This is a genomic window from Bradyrhizobium sp. USDA 3397, from assembly GCF_054060965.1.
In genome coordinates this window covers 3,557,384-3,572,503 of record NZ_JBSSDS010000001.1, presented here as the reverse complement: position 1 = coordinate 3,572,503, position 15,120 = coordinate 3,557,384, and the positions used below count along the sequence as shown (strand labels likewise).

General features: G+C 58.7%; 12 protein-coding genes and 3 pseudogenes. 9 read left to right on the top strand and 6 right to left on the bottom strand.

What is annotated here, in order from left to right:
* Nucleotides 1–387: 387 nt before the first annotated feature.
* The 3 genes and pseudogenes from ACVWYQ_RS16555 to ACVWYQ_RS16545 form a co-directional block, all read right to left on the bottom strand.
* Nucleotides 388–1,524 (bottom strand): D-cysteine desulfhydrase family protein, encoded by a 1,137-nt coding sequence (locus ACVWYQ_RS16555; RefSeq protein ID WP_456725987.1) that lies wholly within the window; start codon nucleotides 1,522–1,524, stop codon nucleotides 388–390.
* A gap of 812 nt (nucleotides 1,525–2,336) precedes the next feature.
* Nucleotides 2,337–2,666, bottom strand: a complete 330-nt coding sequence (locus tag ACVWYQ_RS16550; RefSeq protein WP_456725986.1) for an isocitrate lyase/phosphoenolpyruvate mutase family protein — start codon at nucleotides 2,664–2,666, stop codon at nucleotides 2,337–2,339.
* A gap of 12 nt (nucleotides 2,667–2,678) precedes the next feature.
* Nucleotides 2,679–3,877: pseudogene (locus ACVWYQ_RS16545) on the bottom strand (pyridoxal phosphate-dependent aminotransferase).
* 28 nt (nucleotides 3,878–3,905) lie between these two features.
* Between ACVWYQ_RS16545 and ACVWYQ_RS16540 the strand changes: the two are divergent.
* From ACVWYQ_RS16540 to ACVWYQ_RS16510, 7 genes are all read left to right on the top strand, one after another.
* Nucleotides 3,906–4,076, top strand: a complete 171-nt coding sequence (locus tag ACVWYQ_RS16540; RefSeq protein ID WP_456725985.1) for a hypothetical protein — start codon at nucleotides 3,906–3,908, stop codon at nucleotides 4,074–4,076.
* 181 nt (nucleotides 4,077–4,257) lie between these two features.
* Nucleotides 4,258–5,847 (top strand): ABC transporter substrate-binding protein, encoded by a 1,590-nt coding sequence (locus ACVWYQ_RS16535; RefSeq protein ID WP_275502895.1) that lies wholly within the window; start codon nucleotides 4,258–4,260, stop codon nucleotides 5,845–5,847.
* Nucleotides 5,848–5,888: 41 nt separating this feature from the next.
* Entirely contained in the window at nucleotides 5,889–6,899 is a 1,011-nt protein-coding gene (locus ACVWYQ_RS16530; RefSeq protein WP_275502978.1) for an ABC transporter ATP-binding protein, read from the top strand.
* On the top strand, nucleotides 6,896–7,894 hold the full coding sequence (locus ACVWYQ_RS16525; protein WP_456725984.1) for an ABC transporter ATP-binding protein: 999 nt from the start codon (nucleotides 6,896–6,898) through the stop codon (nucleotides 7,892–7,894). The genes ACVWYQ_RS16530 and ACVWYQ_RS16525 overlap by 4 nt, the downstream gene beginning before the upstream one ends.
* A complete protein-coding gene (locus ACVWYQ_RS16520; protein WP_275502977.1) occupies nucleotides 7,894–8,826 on the top strand; it encodes an ABC transporter permease in 933 nt (310 codons plus the stop codon). The genes ACVWYQ_RS16525 and ACVWYQ_RS16520 overlap by 1 nt, the downstream gene beginning before the upstream one ends.
* A 42-nt stretch (nucleotides 8,827–8,868) precedes the next feature.
* Nucleotides 8,869–9,705 (top strand): ABC transporter permease, encoded by an 837-nt coding sequence (locus tag ACVWYQ_RS16515; protein ID WP_275502975.1) that lies wholly within the window; start codon nucleotides 8,869–8,871, stop codon nucleotides 9,703–9,705.
* A 565-nt stretch (nucleotides 9,706–10,270) separates the two neighbouring features.
* Complete coding sequence (locus tag ACVWYQ_RS16510) at nucleotides 10,271–10,813, top strand: hypothetical protein (RefSeq protein ID WP_456725983.1); 543 nt, start codon at nucleotides 10,271–10,273, stop codon at nucleotides 10,811–10,813.
* On the opposite strand, the pseudogene ACVWYQ_RS16505 reads toward ACVWYQ_RS16510, so the two are convergent.
* A pseudogene (locus tag ACVWYQ_RS16505) lies at nucleotides 10,783–11,278 on the bottom strand (DDE-type integrase/transposase/recombinase); the annotation flags it as partial. The gene ACVWYQ_RS16510 and the pseudogene ACVWYQ_RS16505 overlap by 31 nt on opposite strands.
* Before the next feature lie 916 nt (nucleotides 11,279–12,194).
* On the opposite strand from ACVWYQ_RS16505, the gene ACVWYQ_RS16500 reads away from it, so the two are divergent.
* On the top strand, nucleotides 12,195–12,878 hold the full coding sequence (locus tag ACVWYQ_RS16500) for an effector protein NopP (RefSeq protein ID WP_456725982.1): 684 nt from the start codon (nucleotides 12,195–12,197) through the stop codon (nucleotides 12,876–12,878).
* 699 nt (nucleotides 12,879–13,577) lie between these two features.
* Nucleotides 13,578–13,973 carry a hypothetical protein gene (locus tag ACVWYQ_RS16495; protein ID WP_456725981.1) on the top strand — a complete coding sequence of 132 codons (396 nt, stop codon included), beginning with the start codon at nucleotides 13,578–13,580 and terminating at the stop codon, nucleotides 13,971–13,973.
* Here the strand turns inward: ACVWYQ_RS16495 and ACVWYQ_RS16490 are convergent.
* Nucleotides 13,943–14,548 (bottom strand): annotated as a pseudogene (locus tag ACVWYQ_RS16490) (IS3 family transposase); the annotation flags it as partial. The gene ACVWYQ_RS16495 and the pseudogene ACVWYQ_RS16490 overlap by 31 nt on opposite strands.
* Nucleotides 14,549–14,762: 214 nt before the next feature.
* The gene (locus tag ACVWYQ_RS16485) at nucleotides 14,763–15,032 is read right to left on the bottom strand and encodes a transposase (protein ID WP_456725980.1); all 270 of its coding nucleotides are present in this window, start codon (nucleotides 15,030–15,032) and stop codon (nucleotides 14,763–14,765) included.
* Between the last annotated feature and the right edge of the window lie 88 nt (nucleotides 15,033–15,120).

Genomic DNA, 15,120 nt, shown 5'->3' with positions numbered 1-15,120 from the left:
TCTGTGCCTCAATTCGTCCCAATGAAGCACATCGCAACCTGCCGGCGGATGGTTCTCGAAAGAGCAGCGACGATGCGTTCGAGCAGACCAATAACGACCTGTCGCTCCGCTCTGGATCGGCGGAGCCACGAACGCGGCATCCATGGCAGAACTTGTGAGGTCGACATCAGGTGGTCGCTCGACCCGTCCACAGGATGCATCTCGAAATCGAGAAAGCAAGGCCGATGGTCGAGCAGGGTGGTCCTAATAGCTCCACCAGCCGCCAAAGCCGCTTCATCTAGGTTCGCGCAGGAGAGTGGCGGAAGTGAACGCTTACCTCCTTCCCAGAGAATTTGTGCTCCAGTGGCTTGGCGCCACGAACCAAGGTCGATTTGCCAAAGCCGAGAGCTACATATGACGCCTCGCTCGCCCGACTTGACGTCCAGGGTCATCGAGCGAAGTGCTTGGTGAGTCAAGCCACCTCTCGAGGCCGTTATTCGAATCTCGATGCGTAGATACTCTGGCGCTGATCGCATCCGAATATGCAAAGAGAGCCGGCGTTCCCCCTGTGTGAACAAGGGCTGCAACTTCATCCTTGGGAATGGTGCCGTTACGAGTCAGGTCAATGAGGCCCGCCATCGCCTTTCCAGTGTAGACTGGATCGAGCGCTAATCCTTCAAATCGGGCGACAAGTTCGAGAGCCTCGTACATCGCCTCAGATGGAATTCCATAGCCTGCCCCCATATAGTCTCCAAGCGTCGTGATCTCTGACATGCTCGTACCAAAGTTGACGTCGAGAAGAATTTCGAGCTCCCTCAGAATGCCGTGAACGACGGCCCGTTTATCCGATGGATGCCCATGGCAGATACCCCAGACCTTGACCGGCAAACCCACGAGCTTGAACCCCGCTATCAGTCCGGCTTGAGTGCCGCCACTACCTGTTGCGTGGAAGACATGCCTGAGCCGAACCTGTTGTGCTTGGGCTTGTGCTGCCAGTTCGAAAGCACATCTCACGTACCCTAGTGCGCCAAAGGCGGTTGAAGCGCCGGTTGACACGAAAACAGGTCTCTTTCCGGCCTCGCGCAACTTGATCAATACGTCTTCAATGGATCTCTCGGCTTCTCCGCTTTCAATGAACGCAATATCCGCTCCAAACAGACGGTCCAACAGTACATTTCCGGAATGCGAGTAATTCCAGGGAGACTCTAGCAACCTGTTTTCAAGTATGAGAGTGCAGCCCATTCCTAGCTTTGCTGCCGCAGCAGCGGTTTGACGCGCGTGGTTCGACTGGACGGCCCCGAGAGTTACCAACGTATCGTAATTCCCGCCCGCCCATCGTCCAAGTTCATATTCAAGCTTACGAACTTTGTTTCCGCCGAACGCCAGTCCTGTAAGGTCGTCTCTCTTCACTAAGAGAGGCGTTTTGCCGATATATCTGGTTAATCGTGGCAAGGCCTCAAATGGTGTCGGCAGATTGGATAGTGCCACACGTGGAAAACCTTCCAGCCGATCGTGGCCGATCGCGAAGCCCTGTGTTGCTTGCATTCTTGTCAAGAAACTTCCTTTCAAACGCATATCGATTGAGAACACGTCATACGACCAAGCACGTCGGTTTAGCGTTCTTCGTTCCGAATGCGCGCCTCAGCTATCCGTCGACTAGGATTGCTTGGTCCCTAAGTATGAGGTAGGCAGTCGTGGCGTGAGCGTGAGGCGCTTGAAGTTCGCGCAGGAACGAGATGGAGTGAGAAGGGTCGCACGCTCTCGGTCTGGCCGTCGAAGGCGGTTCATGTGATTGACGGCGGTCCTCTCTTCGAAATGGCCACCGTCTACATTTGTTTCGACCCAACATGAAAAGCCCCGCCGGGTTTGGCCGCTCAACGAGTGTGCTTCGGTTCGGCGCTACAAGGCCATTGCAAGTGTCACAGCAGTCAGCATGAACTCTGCCCCGGCCTGCAAGGCAAGCCTATCCATCGAATTTCAAAGAGGGGGAAATCAAATTATTCGATGTGATTTGCTTGCTGAGTACTTCTTTTCGGAAAAGCCTTACAAGCTGCCTGAAAGGGGAGTCGTGCCGTATACATTGTTGCGCTGAGTGGTGGCAGACGAACAAGGGCGACATGTGCTATAGCAAGCAGCCAATGTTCACGACGTCGGAAAATGCTTCAGCAGGAATAAGGGGCTTAAGAAGAAATAAGAGCGCGAGGAGCGGCACGTCGTACCACCAGGAAAGGCCCAGGAATCGTCCATTGCGCGACATACCGAAGTTCGCAAAGTAGCTAAGCCTTAATGCTCCAGCCAGCAGTAACACGGTTTCGGTCGCAAGGGCGAGAACTGAGGTTTGGCTGACCTGTACACAATTACCGCAGGCAGGACCGTGCGCCAGCCTGCTCATATTCCGTGATAGCGTGAATGACGTTAATTGCATTGCCATAGCCTGTATCGATGTCCGCGACGATCGGAAGCCTGGTGCGTCCGGCGATCGCCCGCAGCATGTCGAGATGCTGTGTCATTGAGATCAGGCTCATATCGGGCAGCCCATAAAGCGCAGACAGCTCGAAACCGGACGCCCACACTCCGTCGAATCCGGCTTCTTCAGCGAGCATCGCTGAAAATGGGCTATGGGCGGCCATGACGTGGACAAGGCCGGTCTCGGCCATGCGGGCACGAAGGCGTTTGGCAGAGGACATCGGAAGATCCTTTTAGGACAGGCTCGCGCAGGCGGCGATGATCCGGTCGCAGGCGCGCGTGAGGTCCTGGGGCGAGGAAGCATAGGAGATGCGGATATAGGGCGAAGCCATGAAGCCGCTGCCAGGCACGACAGCCACGGCAAAAGCATCGAGCAGATACATGGCAAAATCACTGTCGGTCTCGATCATGTTGCCGTCTGGCGTGCGCTTGCCAATGACCCCCGCGCAGGAGGAGAAAACATAAAAGGCACCGTCCGGCACACGGCAAGCAAGCCCTTTGGCTTGCTTCAGCTTGGCGACAACAAGATCGCGGCGCTCTAAAAATGCGCGCGCGAACTCTGTGATATGGTCGCGTCTCCCTGACAGCGCCTCCAGCGCGGCATATTGAGAAACCGAGCTGGTGTGCGAAGAGGTCTGGCCCTGGATGAGGTTCATGGCCTTGATCAGCGCCAAAGGTCCGGCACCGTAGCCGACGCGCCAGCCAGTCATCGCGTCTGCCTTGGACACCCCGTTGACCGTTAAAGTACGCTCGCACAGGCCCGGTGCAACTGCTGCCATTGTTGCAAAGTCGGCGTCATAGGTGAGTTTTTCATAGATGTCGTCGGATAGCTCATGCACCTGGGCATGCTTGCGCAGTACCGCCGCGAGCGCGAGCAAATCACTTCGGCTGTAGACCGCACCGGTCGGATTGCATGGCGAATTCAACATCAACCATTTGGTGCGCGGCGTGATCGCCTGGTCTAGTGCCTCGGGGCGCAGCTTGAAGCCATCGCGTTCACTGCAGGCGACGAGCACCGGCTTGCCGCCTGCAAGCGCCACCATGTCGGGATAGGAGACCCAGCATGGCGTCGGATCACAACCTCATCGCCCGCATCGAGGCTGGCAAATAGAGCGTTGAACACAACCCGCTTGGCGCCGCAGCCCACCGTGATCTGGTCGATACCGTAGTTGAGGCCATGATCGCGACGGAGGCTCTCGCCAATTGCTGCGCGCAATTGCTTGATTCCGGCGACCGCCGTGTACTTCGTATGCCCGGCACGGATGGCCCGGATGCCAGCTTCACAGATAATGGACGGCGTATCGAAATCCGGCTCGCCTTGGCTGAGCGTGATTACATCAGTTCCCCGATCTCGCAGCTCGGCGGCGCGAGCCGTCATGACCTTGATTTGGGAGGGACGGACGACCTTGAGCCGTTCTGAAACGAGAGACAAGACACATCCTACGCGTTCGAATGAGCGATTGGGCAACTATCCGAACCCGAGCGACCAGACGAGCCAGGTGATCGCGGCTTTGGATATAATCATCGAAGATTACGATAACCGTATCGCTTCTTCGTGCGGCTCTGTTGGGCACTCGCATGAGTCGTTTGTGCAGCTCCTCCTCATCATCGGCCTGCCGATCATCGCATAGTTGTAAGCACATATCGATTTATTCGATGTGTGTCATTCTGGCGTAGCAGTTCAGGCTTCTAAGGTCGCGCACAATCGCGAAATTGCGCAACACAAGCGCTCGATTTCGGGATCGAGAGTGTGCCGGTCGAACAATTCGCGGGCTGGCATTCGCATCAATGGACGTGGAAGCGGAGGCGGTGATGACCGGTATCGATCTGACGCGACGGCAAGCCATCGCAGGTAGCCTTGCCGCAAGCGTGCTGGCCAGCACAGGCGCCGGCGGTGCGGAGAGTGAGCCTAAGACATCCCCGCGTCGCGGCCTCAAGGTCGGCATGTCCGGATTTCCGCGATCCTTTGATCCGGCTATCGCGACCGATACTGCCATTCGTCGGGTCATGCCGCAGCTTTTTGATACGCTTATCAGAGTAGACCATGCCCAAGACATGACGCTACGGCCGGGCTTGGCCGAGCGTTGGGAGCGGATCAACGCGCAGTCGCTGCGGCTGTTCTTGCGCAAGGACGTCGTTTTCCACGATGGGACGCCTTTGACGGCTGAAGATGTTGCCTTCAGCCTTGGTCCTGACCATCTTCTGGGACCTGGACGCAGCGGAATGTCCGAGGCGCTTCAGTCGCTTGATCGGATCGAGAAGGTCGAAATCGTCGATCCTTACACCGTCATTGTGCATGTAAAGGGTAGCGACGCGCTCCTCGAGCAGCGTCTGGCCGCATGGGGATCTGAGATCGTGAGCCAGCGCGCCTTCCTGGCAGCGGGCTCGTGGCAGCGCTGGACCACTGCCCCTGTCGGAAGCGGTCCCTACAAGCTCGTCGATCACAAGCTCGATATTCGTGTCTCATTGAGCGCCCATGATGCGTATTGGGGCGGGCGGCCGCCATTCGATGGCATCGAATACCGCATCATTCCTGAGCTTTCCGCGCGCGTGAACGGCCTGCTCGCCGGCGAGCTCGACGTCGCCACTGACATTCCGCCGGACCAGTTCGCGACCATCCAGAAGCGGGCTGATCTCGAGGTCGTGGGTGGTGCCGTGCAGAATATCCGCTCGCTCGCCCTCGATCAGACTGATCCCGTTCTGAAGGATGCGCGTGTTCGCCGTGCAATGAGCCTTGCGCTCGATCGCAAGCTGATCGTGCAAAGCTTGTGGGAGAACCGGGTCCCGATTCCGAACGGCTACCAGCTGCCGAGCTACGGGGAAGGCTACATCCGCGAATTCCCCGCACTTGCCTACGATCCCGGCAAGGCCAAGGAGTTGCTGGCTGATGCTGGCTACAAGGGAGAGCAGATCACCTATCGTCTGCTCAACAATTACTACCCCAATCAAGTCTCTGGTGCGCAAACGATGATCGAGATGTGGCGCGCGGTTGGCCTGAACGTCAAAATCCAGATGATGGAAAACTTCGCGCAAATTCAGCGTCAGCCGGTGCGTGCCATCTTCGATACGTCCAATACGGCACTTTTTCTGGATCATCTTGGCCATCCCTGGCGTGAATACGGTCCGAGCGGCACGCTGCCAAAGTCAATTGGAATCTGGAAGAACGAGGAATATTTCGCGCTCGGCGCAAAGCTCCAGGACACCATCCAGGGCGAACAGCGCCGGCCGATCATTCGTCGCATGCTCGAGATCATCAACGAGATCGATCCGCCTTGCGTGATCCTGCACGTGTCGGGCCAGTTCTATGGCAAGCGCCGCGATGTGCCATGGCTGCCGGGACTGACACTCGACCTCAATTTCGGCCCATTCAACAGAGCTCTGATCCGGACAGAATCGCGATGACGCATACCTTAAATCGGCTTAAAGCCGATGCGGCCTGTATGATGAGGGACGAGCAGGGGCCTCGGACGGAGGCGCTTCTTCAGATCGAAGATTTGCGTGTTGCGTTCGACGGTGTGCCGACGCTGCGCGGAATCAATCTCACGCTCGCGCGCGGCGAGTCGCTAGGCATGGTCGGTGAAAGCGGTTGCGGCAAATCGGTGACATGGCTTGCTGCGCTTGGACTGTTGACGCAGCGCGCTAAAGTAACGGGCAGCGTACGCCTGGCTGGAGAGGAGCTGCTCCATGCACCAGCCTCTCGCCTCGACAAGGTGCGGGGCGGGCAGATCGCCATGATCTTCCAGGACCCGGCGAGCGCGCTCAATCCTGTGCACAGGGTGGGCGATCAGATCATCGAGGCCTTGAGGCTCCATCGTGACATGGACCACCGCACGGCGCAGGCGGAAGCGCGACGTCTGCTCGACCAGGTCGGCATCCCCGATGCAGCGCGCCGGCTTGGCTCCTACCCCCACGAATTCTCCGGTGGGCAGAACCAGCGCGTCATGATCGCCATGGCGCTTGCAGGACAGCCCGACATCTTGATCGCTGATGAGCCTACCACCGCCTTGGATGTCACTATTCAAGCGCAGATCCTTGAGCTTCTGGGGCAGATCCAGCGCGAGACGGGCATGGCGCTGGTCCTGATCTCGCATGATCTCGGTGTCGTCAGCGAGATCTGCGAACGTGTCATGGTCCTTTACGGGGGGCACATCGTCGAAGAAGTGCCCGCCGACCGTCTCTTCGACCGACCTGCTCACCCATATACGAGAGGTCTTCTTGCGGCTCTTCCAAGTCTGGATGGGCCGCGGCAACGCCTCTTAGCCATTCCCGGTGTCGTGCCAAACGCAGCCGCGTTTCCGCCAGGCTGTCCTTTCGCCCCTCGATGCAATCGGCGGATCGGACGCTGTCATGAATGGGCAATTGAGCTCGCTTCGCTGGATGGCGACATCAGACACAGGGCTGCCTGCTTGCATGTCACGAGCGAAGCGCGCGCGGGCGAGGTCGTGGCTGCATGAGCAGGACTGCTCCGCCGATCCTCGAGGCCGATGGGCTTGTCCGAGCTTATCGATTGCCACAGGGTCTTTTCCAACCTCCAGCGATGGTCCAGGCGGTCAATGGGCTCTCCCTGCAGCTGGCTCCCGGCGAGACCCTCGGACTGGTTGGCGAATCCGGCTGCGGTAAGTCGACTGCGGGCCGGCTCCTGATCGGCCTGGACCAGCCGGATGCCGGCAAGGTGACCTTCGGCGGCGAAGCTTTGCCTGCTATCGGCGATCGTCGATGGCGCCGCCTTAGGATGCGAATCCAAATGGTGTTCCAGGATCCGCTGGCCGCTCTCGATGCCCGACTGACGATCGGCGCGCAAATAGCCGAGCCGCTCGAACTTCACAGGCTTGGCAGCAAGTCGGAACGAGAGGGGCGGGTCAATGCGCTTCTTACCGATGTGGGGCTCAGGACCGACCACGTCGGGCGCTATCCGCACGAGCTTTCAGGCGGCCAGCGCCAGCGTGCCGTCCTGGCTCGTGCGCTGGCCACAGATCCGGATCTCATTGTCTGCGACGAGCCAGTATCAGCACTCGACGTCTCGATCCAGGCGCAAGTGATCAATCTTCTGCACGACCTGCAGGAGCGACGACGTATGGCGATGATTTTCATCAGCCATGATTTGCGAGTGGTCCGGCTGATCAGCAATCGGATTGCTGTAATGTATCTCGGCAGCATCGTCGAGGAAGGATCGTCTGAGGCGGTTCTTCTGGATCCCTTGCATCCTTATTCGCGGGCGCTCATTTCCGCGGTGCCAAGGCCCGGCCGACATCGCTCTCGCACCATCCTTCAAGGAGATCCGCCCAATCCGGCTGCGCGGCCGGGCGGCTGCGCATTTCATCCTCGCTGTCCGGTCGCCCTTCCGCTTTGCGCGCGGTTCGCCCCAGAGCTCAGATCCGCTTCCGACGGGCGGCGCGTCGCCTGCCATCTGATCGGCGATCATGGTGCCGAACTCGACAAGGAGACATGATGGCTCGCTTCATTCTGGTCCGCTTCGCACGCGCGTTCCTGACCATCGGAGTTGTGGTCACATTCGCATTCGTGGTGCTGCGCGCCTCTGGCGATCCGGCCCTAGCGTTGTTGTCGCCGGAAACACCGGCGGAAGCGGTCGAGGCCTTCCGAAAGGCCTGGGGGCTCGATGCACCACTCTGGGTGCAATACGTCAAATACCTCTTTGCGGTCGTTCATGGAGATCTCGGCCAGTCGATGCGTGACGGGCGTGCCGCGATTGCCGTCGTTGCCGAGCGCATTCCGGTCACCTTGATGCTGACTGCGCCGGCGCTGATCCTCAACCTGATGATCGGCATTCCGGCCGGCATCTACGCGGCCCTCAAGCGGGATAGTCTGGCGGATCGATTGGTGATGATGGTCGCTGTCGTGGGCTTCACCGTGCCATCTTTCGTGCTCGGCCTCCTGTTCATACTCGCTTTCGCCGTCGAGCTCCCCTGGTTCCCCTCGGGCGGCGCGGGCACTTGGCACCATGTGGTGCTGCCCGTCATCACGCTCGGTCTGGGCGGCGCGGCCGTTCTGGCGCGATTCAGCCGCAGCGCCATGCTTGAGGTGCTTGGACAGCCCTATATTCGTGCGGCCAGCGCCAAGGGCGTGCCATGGGCCAGCGTCGTGACCGGTCACGCTCTGCCAAACGCCGGGATAGCAGTGCTGACCATCGTCGGCTTCATGGTCGGCAATCTCATCGCGGGAACGGTGCTTGTGGAGAGTGTATATTCGTGGCCAGGCCTTGGCAGCCTGCTGGTCGTGTCAGTCGCCAGTCGCGATTTGGCTGTCGTCCAGTGCATCCTGCTCGTCGTGGCCGCCGCCATGATTACCACCAATCTTACGATCGATCTGCTCTATGGCATGCTCGATCCACGTTTGCGCCAGTTGCACTTTGGGAGACGATAATTGTCGAGCATTTCCGCAGACCGGGTTCTGCCCTCCTCAAAGATGCCAAAGGTGTGGCGGTGGCGCGACCGCGCGATCGGAATAGCAGTCGCCTGGCTGCTTCTCATGCTTCTCGTCGCGATATTTGCAGATCACCTCGCTCCTTATGATTATGCAGCCCTTGACCTTCATCATCGCCTCGCTGCACCGCTTGGCCTCGGCGGAACCATCGCACATCCCTTCGGTTCAGATGAGCTCGGCCGGGACGTACTGGCACGGCTGGTCATATCCATTCGCATCAGCCTCCTTATTGCTTTCGCGGCGACCATGATCGGCGCCATCCTTGGCATCACGCTTGGCTTTTTGGCTGCTCACTTCCGCGGCTGGGTAGAGCAGCTCATTCTCGGCTGTGTCGATTTTCAGGCAAGCATGCCCTTTCTCGTTTTGGCGCTCGCGGTGCTTGCCTTCTTCGGCAATTCTTTGCTCCTTTTCGTGGGGCTCATCGGTCTCCACGGATGGGAACGCTACGCCCGCGTCACCCGCGCGCTTGCCATGAGTGCCAACGAGCAAGCCTATGTGATCGCCGTACGCCAGCTTGGCGCAAGTCCATGGCGTCTCTACCTGCGCCACATCATGCCGAACATCGCGTCGACCTTGATCGTCACCATGACGCTTGCCTTTCCAGACATCATTCTGCTCGAGAGCGGCCTTAGCTTTCTTGGACTTGGTGTGCAGCCGCCGCTGACTTCCCTTGGCAATATGGTCGGCTATGGTCGTGACTATCTGACCCGTGCGCCCTGGATCCTTGTTCTGCCTTCGCTAGTCATCTCGCTTACGACCTTGTCGATTTCGCTGGTTGGCGACTGGTTGCGCGACCGGATCGACAAAACCTTATCGTGAGACTCTGAAAAGCGAGATCGAAGATATCTCATTGCTCGCAGGGGAGACGATCGTACTCTTTCGGCAACATACCAGACAAGTTCATAACTTGGTCGGACCTTTCATGTCTCAACGTGATCTGTTCTTGCAATGGCAAGGCAAGAGAAGCGCCATGAAGTGGACCCTATGTTGAGGACTACCGGATCCGGTTTCTCAAGAGGCGCTGCTGCCGCTCGTTCTTCCCAATACTTTACGCTACTCCTGCTTGCTGCTGTTGTGGCTGTGGGGATGTGGGCAACCCGCAGCGTTGTCCAAGCTTCTCTCTTGCGGGAAGCTTCATATCCACAGCCTCTTCGCGGAATGCGCCGGTGACACCGGCCCGCCAGACGCCATTGGCGCGCGGGCGATCGCTTCGGAATCCTGCGCGGACAATTCTCGGAATGCTGCGCGCCATCACTTCGGAATGCCGCGCGCGATCAAATCGGAACGGTGCGCGCGATCGCCTCGGAACCGGCAATCCGGTCAGGGCCGACCACCGATGCGCGGCTGTAGAAGCGCATCGTCCGTACGCTGATCCACGAGGTCGTTGCCGACATCGATGACGAAGCATCCTGAAATCGTTCTCGTCGTGCATTGGGCAGGCGGCGCTCACAGCGAGATGCGGCTGCCGAAGCGTCGACGGGGGCAGCGTAACAGCACCTCCGACGACATCATCGCAGTCATCCGGAAACTGGTGCTGATCGCCAGCGACGACCTGATTGCGGGCCTGCTCAACCGCAACGGCCTCAAGACGGGCAACGGCAACCGTTGGACCCGCGAGCGCGTCACAACCACGCGATCTTATCATCACATCCCCGTCTTCCGGCGGGCCGAGGATAGCGTCGAGCCTTGGCTCAATCTCTCCGACGCCGCCAGGCTTCTCAAGGTCGCATCCAAGACGCTGCGCTTGGCCACAGAAGCTGGTCAGATCGAAGCCGTCCACCCTCTGCCGGATGGGCCATGGATCTTCGCGCGCCCGGCCTTGACGACGGACGCCGCCACATCCATCACCGAACGAGCGCGGCAGAATCCAAGATACCCCGCAGGATCGCATCCCAATCAGCAAAGTCTCTTCTCTTCAACAACATAGACAAATGGGTGTTCTGATGCGCGGTTGTAGTCTCTACGCCAATCCACCATTTTTCTGCGGTGCGTCGTCGAGGCGCAGCAACCAGTGCGTGTTCAGGCACTCGCTTCTGAAGCTGCCATTGAAGGACTCGATGAAGCTGTTGTCCGTCGTCATGCCGGGCCTGGAGAAGTCTAGAACGACGTTCTTCTGGTAGGCCCAGATGTCGAGATCGCGGAGACGAACTCCGACCCCTGGTCGACGCGGATCGTCTTGGGATAGCCGACGCCCTTGCAGACGCGTTCCAAAGTCGGCACGATATCCTCCCTCGATAGCTGAACGCGGATCGACCGCTGGAGAGAAGCGACTGAAAGTATCCACGATCGTGAGCACGCGGATCTTGCGGTCGGTGGCGAGCTGGTCATGAACGAAGTCCATCGCCCAGGTCTTATTGATCTGACCTGCTTCCGTTCGGTCCTCTCGTACTTGGCCCACGTGCTTTCCGCCGATGATGGTTGGAAACAAGGTGAGCAGCGGGAAATTCATCGGCGCCGCTATCTGCGGCGCAAACCTGTGCCGCGTCGGCCATCGATGCTCGATCCTTACATTCCCATGATTGAGAAATGGCTCGCCGCGGCCCCGCACTTGTCCGCGGTCGATCTTCTCTCCCGGCTGGAAGCGCATGCGCTCGGTCAGTTCAGTGGCCATCAGCGGCGTACGGTGCAGAGGTTGATGAAGAATAGGTGATCAAAGGCCGCGCGACAGCTCATCAGCAGCACAGAAACCACACTATCGATCCAAGCTTCGTGCCTCGGTGTCTAATCCCACGGGTTGCTTCGCCGGATCACCGCAAGCCGCTCGCTCGCTCCGGCGCTCTGGAGGGCGCGCTTCGCGAGCGGCTTGCTCGGACTCGCGGCGTCCAATTCGGGCGACGGCAGGAGGCGCTCCGGTAACATTGTCATCTGAGGCAACATGAGGAGCCAGTTTTCCACGACGCGGGACATCCTGTACTTCGTACACATGCTCCGGTTCTCAGAGAAGACGGATTCGACAATCTCGGACCCGCGGCCCCAACGGATAGACTCGGTGCCAATGCATTGTTGAGTGATGTGCCAATCTAGCGGGCTCCGGAGCTGGCCAAGCAGGAGTCGCACGAACGCCCGCTTGCACGATCAGTCACTGAGTTCCATTTGCTCCGCGTCAGCTTGTGGACAGGTAAGCTATCTAAGCGGAGCTTAGGTCACAATGACCTGCAAACAACTCAACTCGTATGATGCAAGGAAAGTGGGGCACTATGTACGGCCGAATAAACTATTGGTCCGGTGGTCAGTCCTATGAAACTGAAAATTCTGAGCACTCGGATTCCGAAACCCAAGACTTTTCAGATACGTTCGCTCGGATGCGATTGCAGGATACAGCTGGTAGCTCATCTTCGCGCTATTCTCTGGCTTCAAGGCCTCCTGTAGTCGAGATCGACAGAGAGACGTTCAGGACAGAAGTTAGAAAATTCCATGGAGATGAAATCAACCGAATCGCCAACAATCCACACGAGTACTCCGAGTTTGTATCGGATAGAGCTAAGCGCACATCAGAGGTTGCCAGGGAGTATGGTATCAGAAAAGATTCTGATGAAGCGCGATATTACAGTTACCAACTGGGGAATAAGAGCGTCGGGCTTCAAAGAACGGAGCCCGGATTCAGCATGACTGACTTCGAGAGCAATAGGTGGCAAGAACAGTTCCCCGGAGCAGATAGGGTTACCTCAATTGTCGATTTCCAGGTTGCTCATCCGCTGGTCACAAATGCTGGCGATATTTTGCTCGAACATGCACTTCGAGAAGACGGCAACAAACAGCCTTTGGTGAACTGGCGACCTGCCAATCCAGAAGCGAAAGCCCGGGCACAGAGCATGGGGTTCGTTGAAGTCGACGAGGACGACATGGTGCTCGATGCAGCCCGGTCCGGGAAGTGGAAACTCAACGACGACGGTGAATGGCAGCGTGCAACTGGGTCTCAGCGTTATCTATGTAAGGTTGACAGTGATGATGAGGTGGCAAAGGAGTCCGACGAAGATGGGGACTTTATGTAGCGCAGATCGGCAAGGACTTTTTCGAGATGGTCGGCTCACGGCCGAGCATTGAGCCGAGCGAAACCGATCACCTCGAGTGGATGGAGTACCCTGTGAGTGCGGCTCCGCGGCGCTTATCAGCTGCCCGGCATAAATACGTCAACAAAGCCCCGGCTTCGCGCCGGGGCTTTTCATGGCCACTCAGCAGAACAAGAATCATTTCGGAATTAACTATCGGGGCAGAGGCGGCAATATCGTCGTTACTTGAGATACGTCTCGATGTGTCGGCCGCTCCCACCTTCTTGGGGCACAAGAGATAGGCGAGTTTCACAATCTATTTGAAGGGATCACCGCCTGGTTGCCGCGGAGCTTGAGGCGCGCTGGAATCGCTCGCTTGCCCGCGTCGCGGAGGTAGAGAGCAAGATTGCCGCGCATGATGCGACGACCGCACCGACAGCGATCGATTCAACGATGCTCAGCGTGCTGGCCTCAGACCTCAAGTCAATCTGGTCAGGGCCGACCATCGATGCGCGGCTGTAGAAGCGCATCGTCCGTACGCTGATCCACGAGGTCGTTGCCGACATCGATGACGAAGCATCCGAAATCGTTCTCGTCGTGCATTGGGCAGGCGGCGCTCACAGCGAGATGCGGCTGCCGAAGCGTTGACGGGGGCAGCGTAACAGCACCTCCGACGACATCATCGCAGTCATCCGGAAACTGGTGCTGATCGCCAGCGACGACCTGATTGCGGGCCTGCTCAACCGCAACGGCCTCAAGACGGGCAACGGCAACCGTTGGACCCGCGAGCGCGTCACAACCACGCGATCTTATCATCACATCCCCGTCTTCCGGCGGGCCGAGGATAGCGTCGAGCCTTGGCTCAATCTCTCCGACGCCGCCAGGCTTCTCAAGGTCGCATCCAAGACGCTGCGCTTGGCCACAGAAGCTGGTCAGATCGAAGCCGTCCACCCTCTGCCGGATGGGCCATGGATCTTCGCGCGCGCGGCCTTGACCACGGATGCCGCCACATCCATCACCGAACGAGCGCGGCAGAGCCCAAGATACCCCGCAGGATCGCATCCCAATCAGCAAAGTCTCTTCTCTTCAACAACATAGACAAATGGGTGTTCTGATGCGCGGTTGTAAAACTCGATCCATCGAGCGATTCCGGCTTTGGCCTCGTGGCCATCCGAATAACCCTTGAGATAGATGTCCTCTATTTGAGCGAGCGCCACAGCCGCTCGATGAACACGTTGTCCATCCAGCGGCCGCGACCGTCCATCGAGATCCTGACACCAGTGGCGAACAGCGTGCCGGTGAAGGCGGCGCTGGTGAACTGGCTGCCCTGGTCGGTATTGAAGATCTCAGGCCGGCCGAAGCGCGCCAAGGCCTCTTCGAGCGCAGACACACAGAACGATGTGTCCATCGTGTTCGACAGGCGCGAGGCCAGCACCGCACAGCTCGCCCAATCGATGATCGCCACCAGATATAGAAAGCCCTGGCCAATCGGCGCATAAAGTGATATCGGCCGCCCACACTTGATTTGGCCGGTCGATCAACATATGGCGCAGGAGATACGGGAAGATTTTGTGGCCCGGCGCCGGCTTTGTGGTTCTGGGCTTTGGTCCCAGCGCCGCGATGCCCATCTTGCGCATCAAGCGCTGCACGCGCTTGCGATTGATGCGACAGCCTTCGCCATTGAGCCTTGCCGTCATCCGCCGCGAGCCCAGGACGGCCAGGCCGTGAACAGCTGGTCGATCCGTCGCATCAGCTCAAGGTCGTTGTCATTGGCCGGCCGCGGCGGCCGATACACGCTCGATCGCGCAACGCTCAGCAGTTGGCATCGCCGGCCGATTGATAGACTCTCATGATCGCGCTGAAGCAATCCTCGGCGATCCGGCGCGCTCATCTTCCGGACCTCCTGGCTAAGAAATCTCTCTCGACGGCGTGGAGCTTCTCGACCTCCACTTCGTGGGCCGCCTCGCCATCCCGACCAGCGCCCGCGTCGAACGCCCGAACCGCTTGATCCTGAAGCTGCTTCTTCCACGCATAAATCTGGTTCACATGCACCTGGTAGCGCTGCGCCAGATCCGTCACCGTTGATGGTTCTCGCAGCGCCTCCAAGGCGATCTTTGCCCTCTGCCCCGCATCGATTTTCTGTCTCGTCTTCTTCATGGTCCACTCCGTTTACCAAAACGGAACGGCATCCGCACCACCTAAGCCGCCGGTCCAAAATTCGGGGTCCACTTCAGAAGAGCAGGGC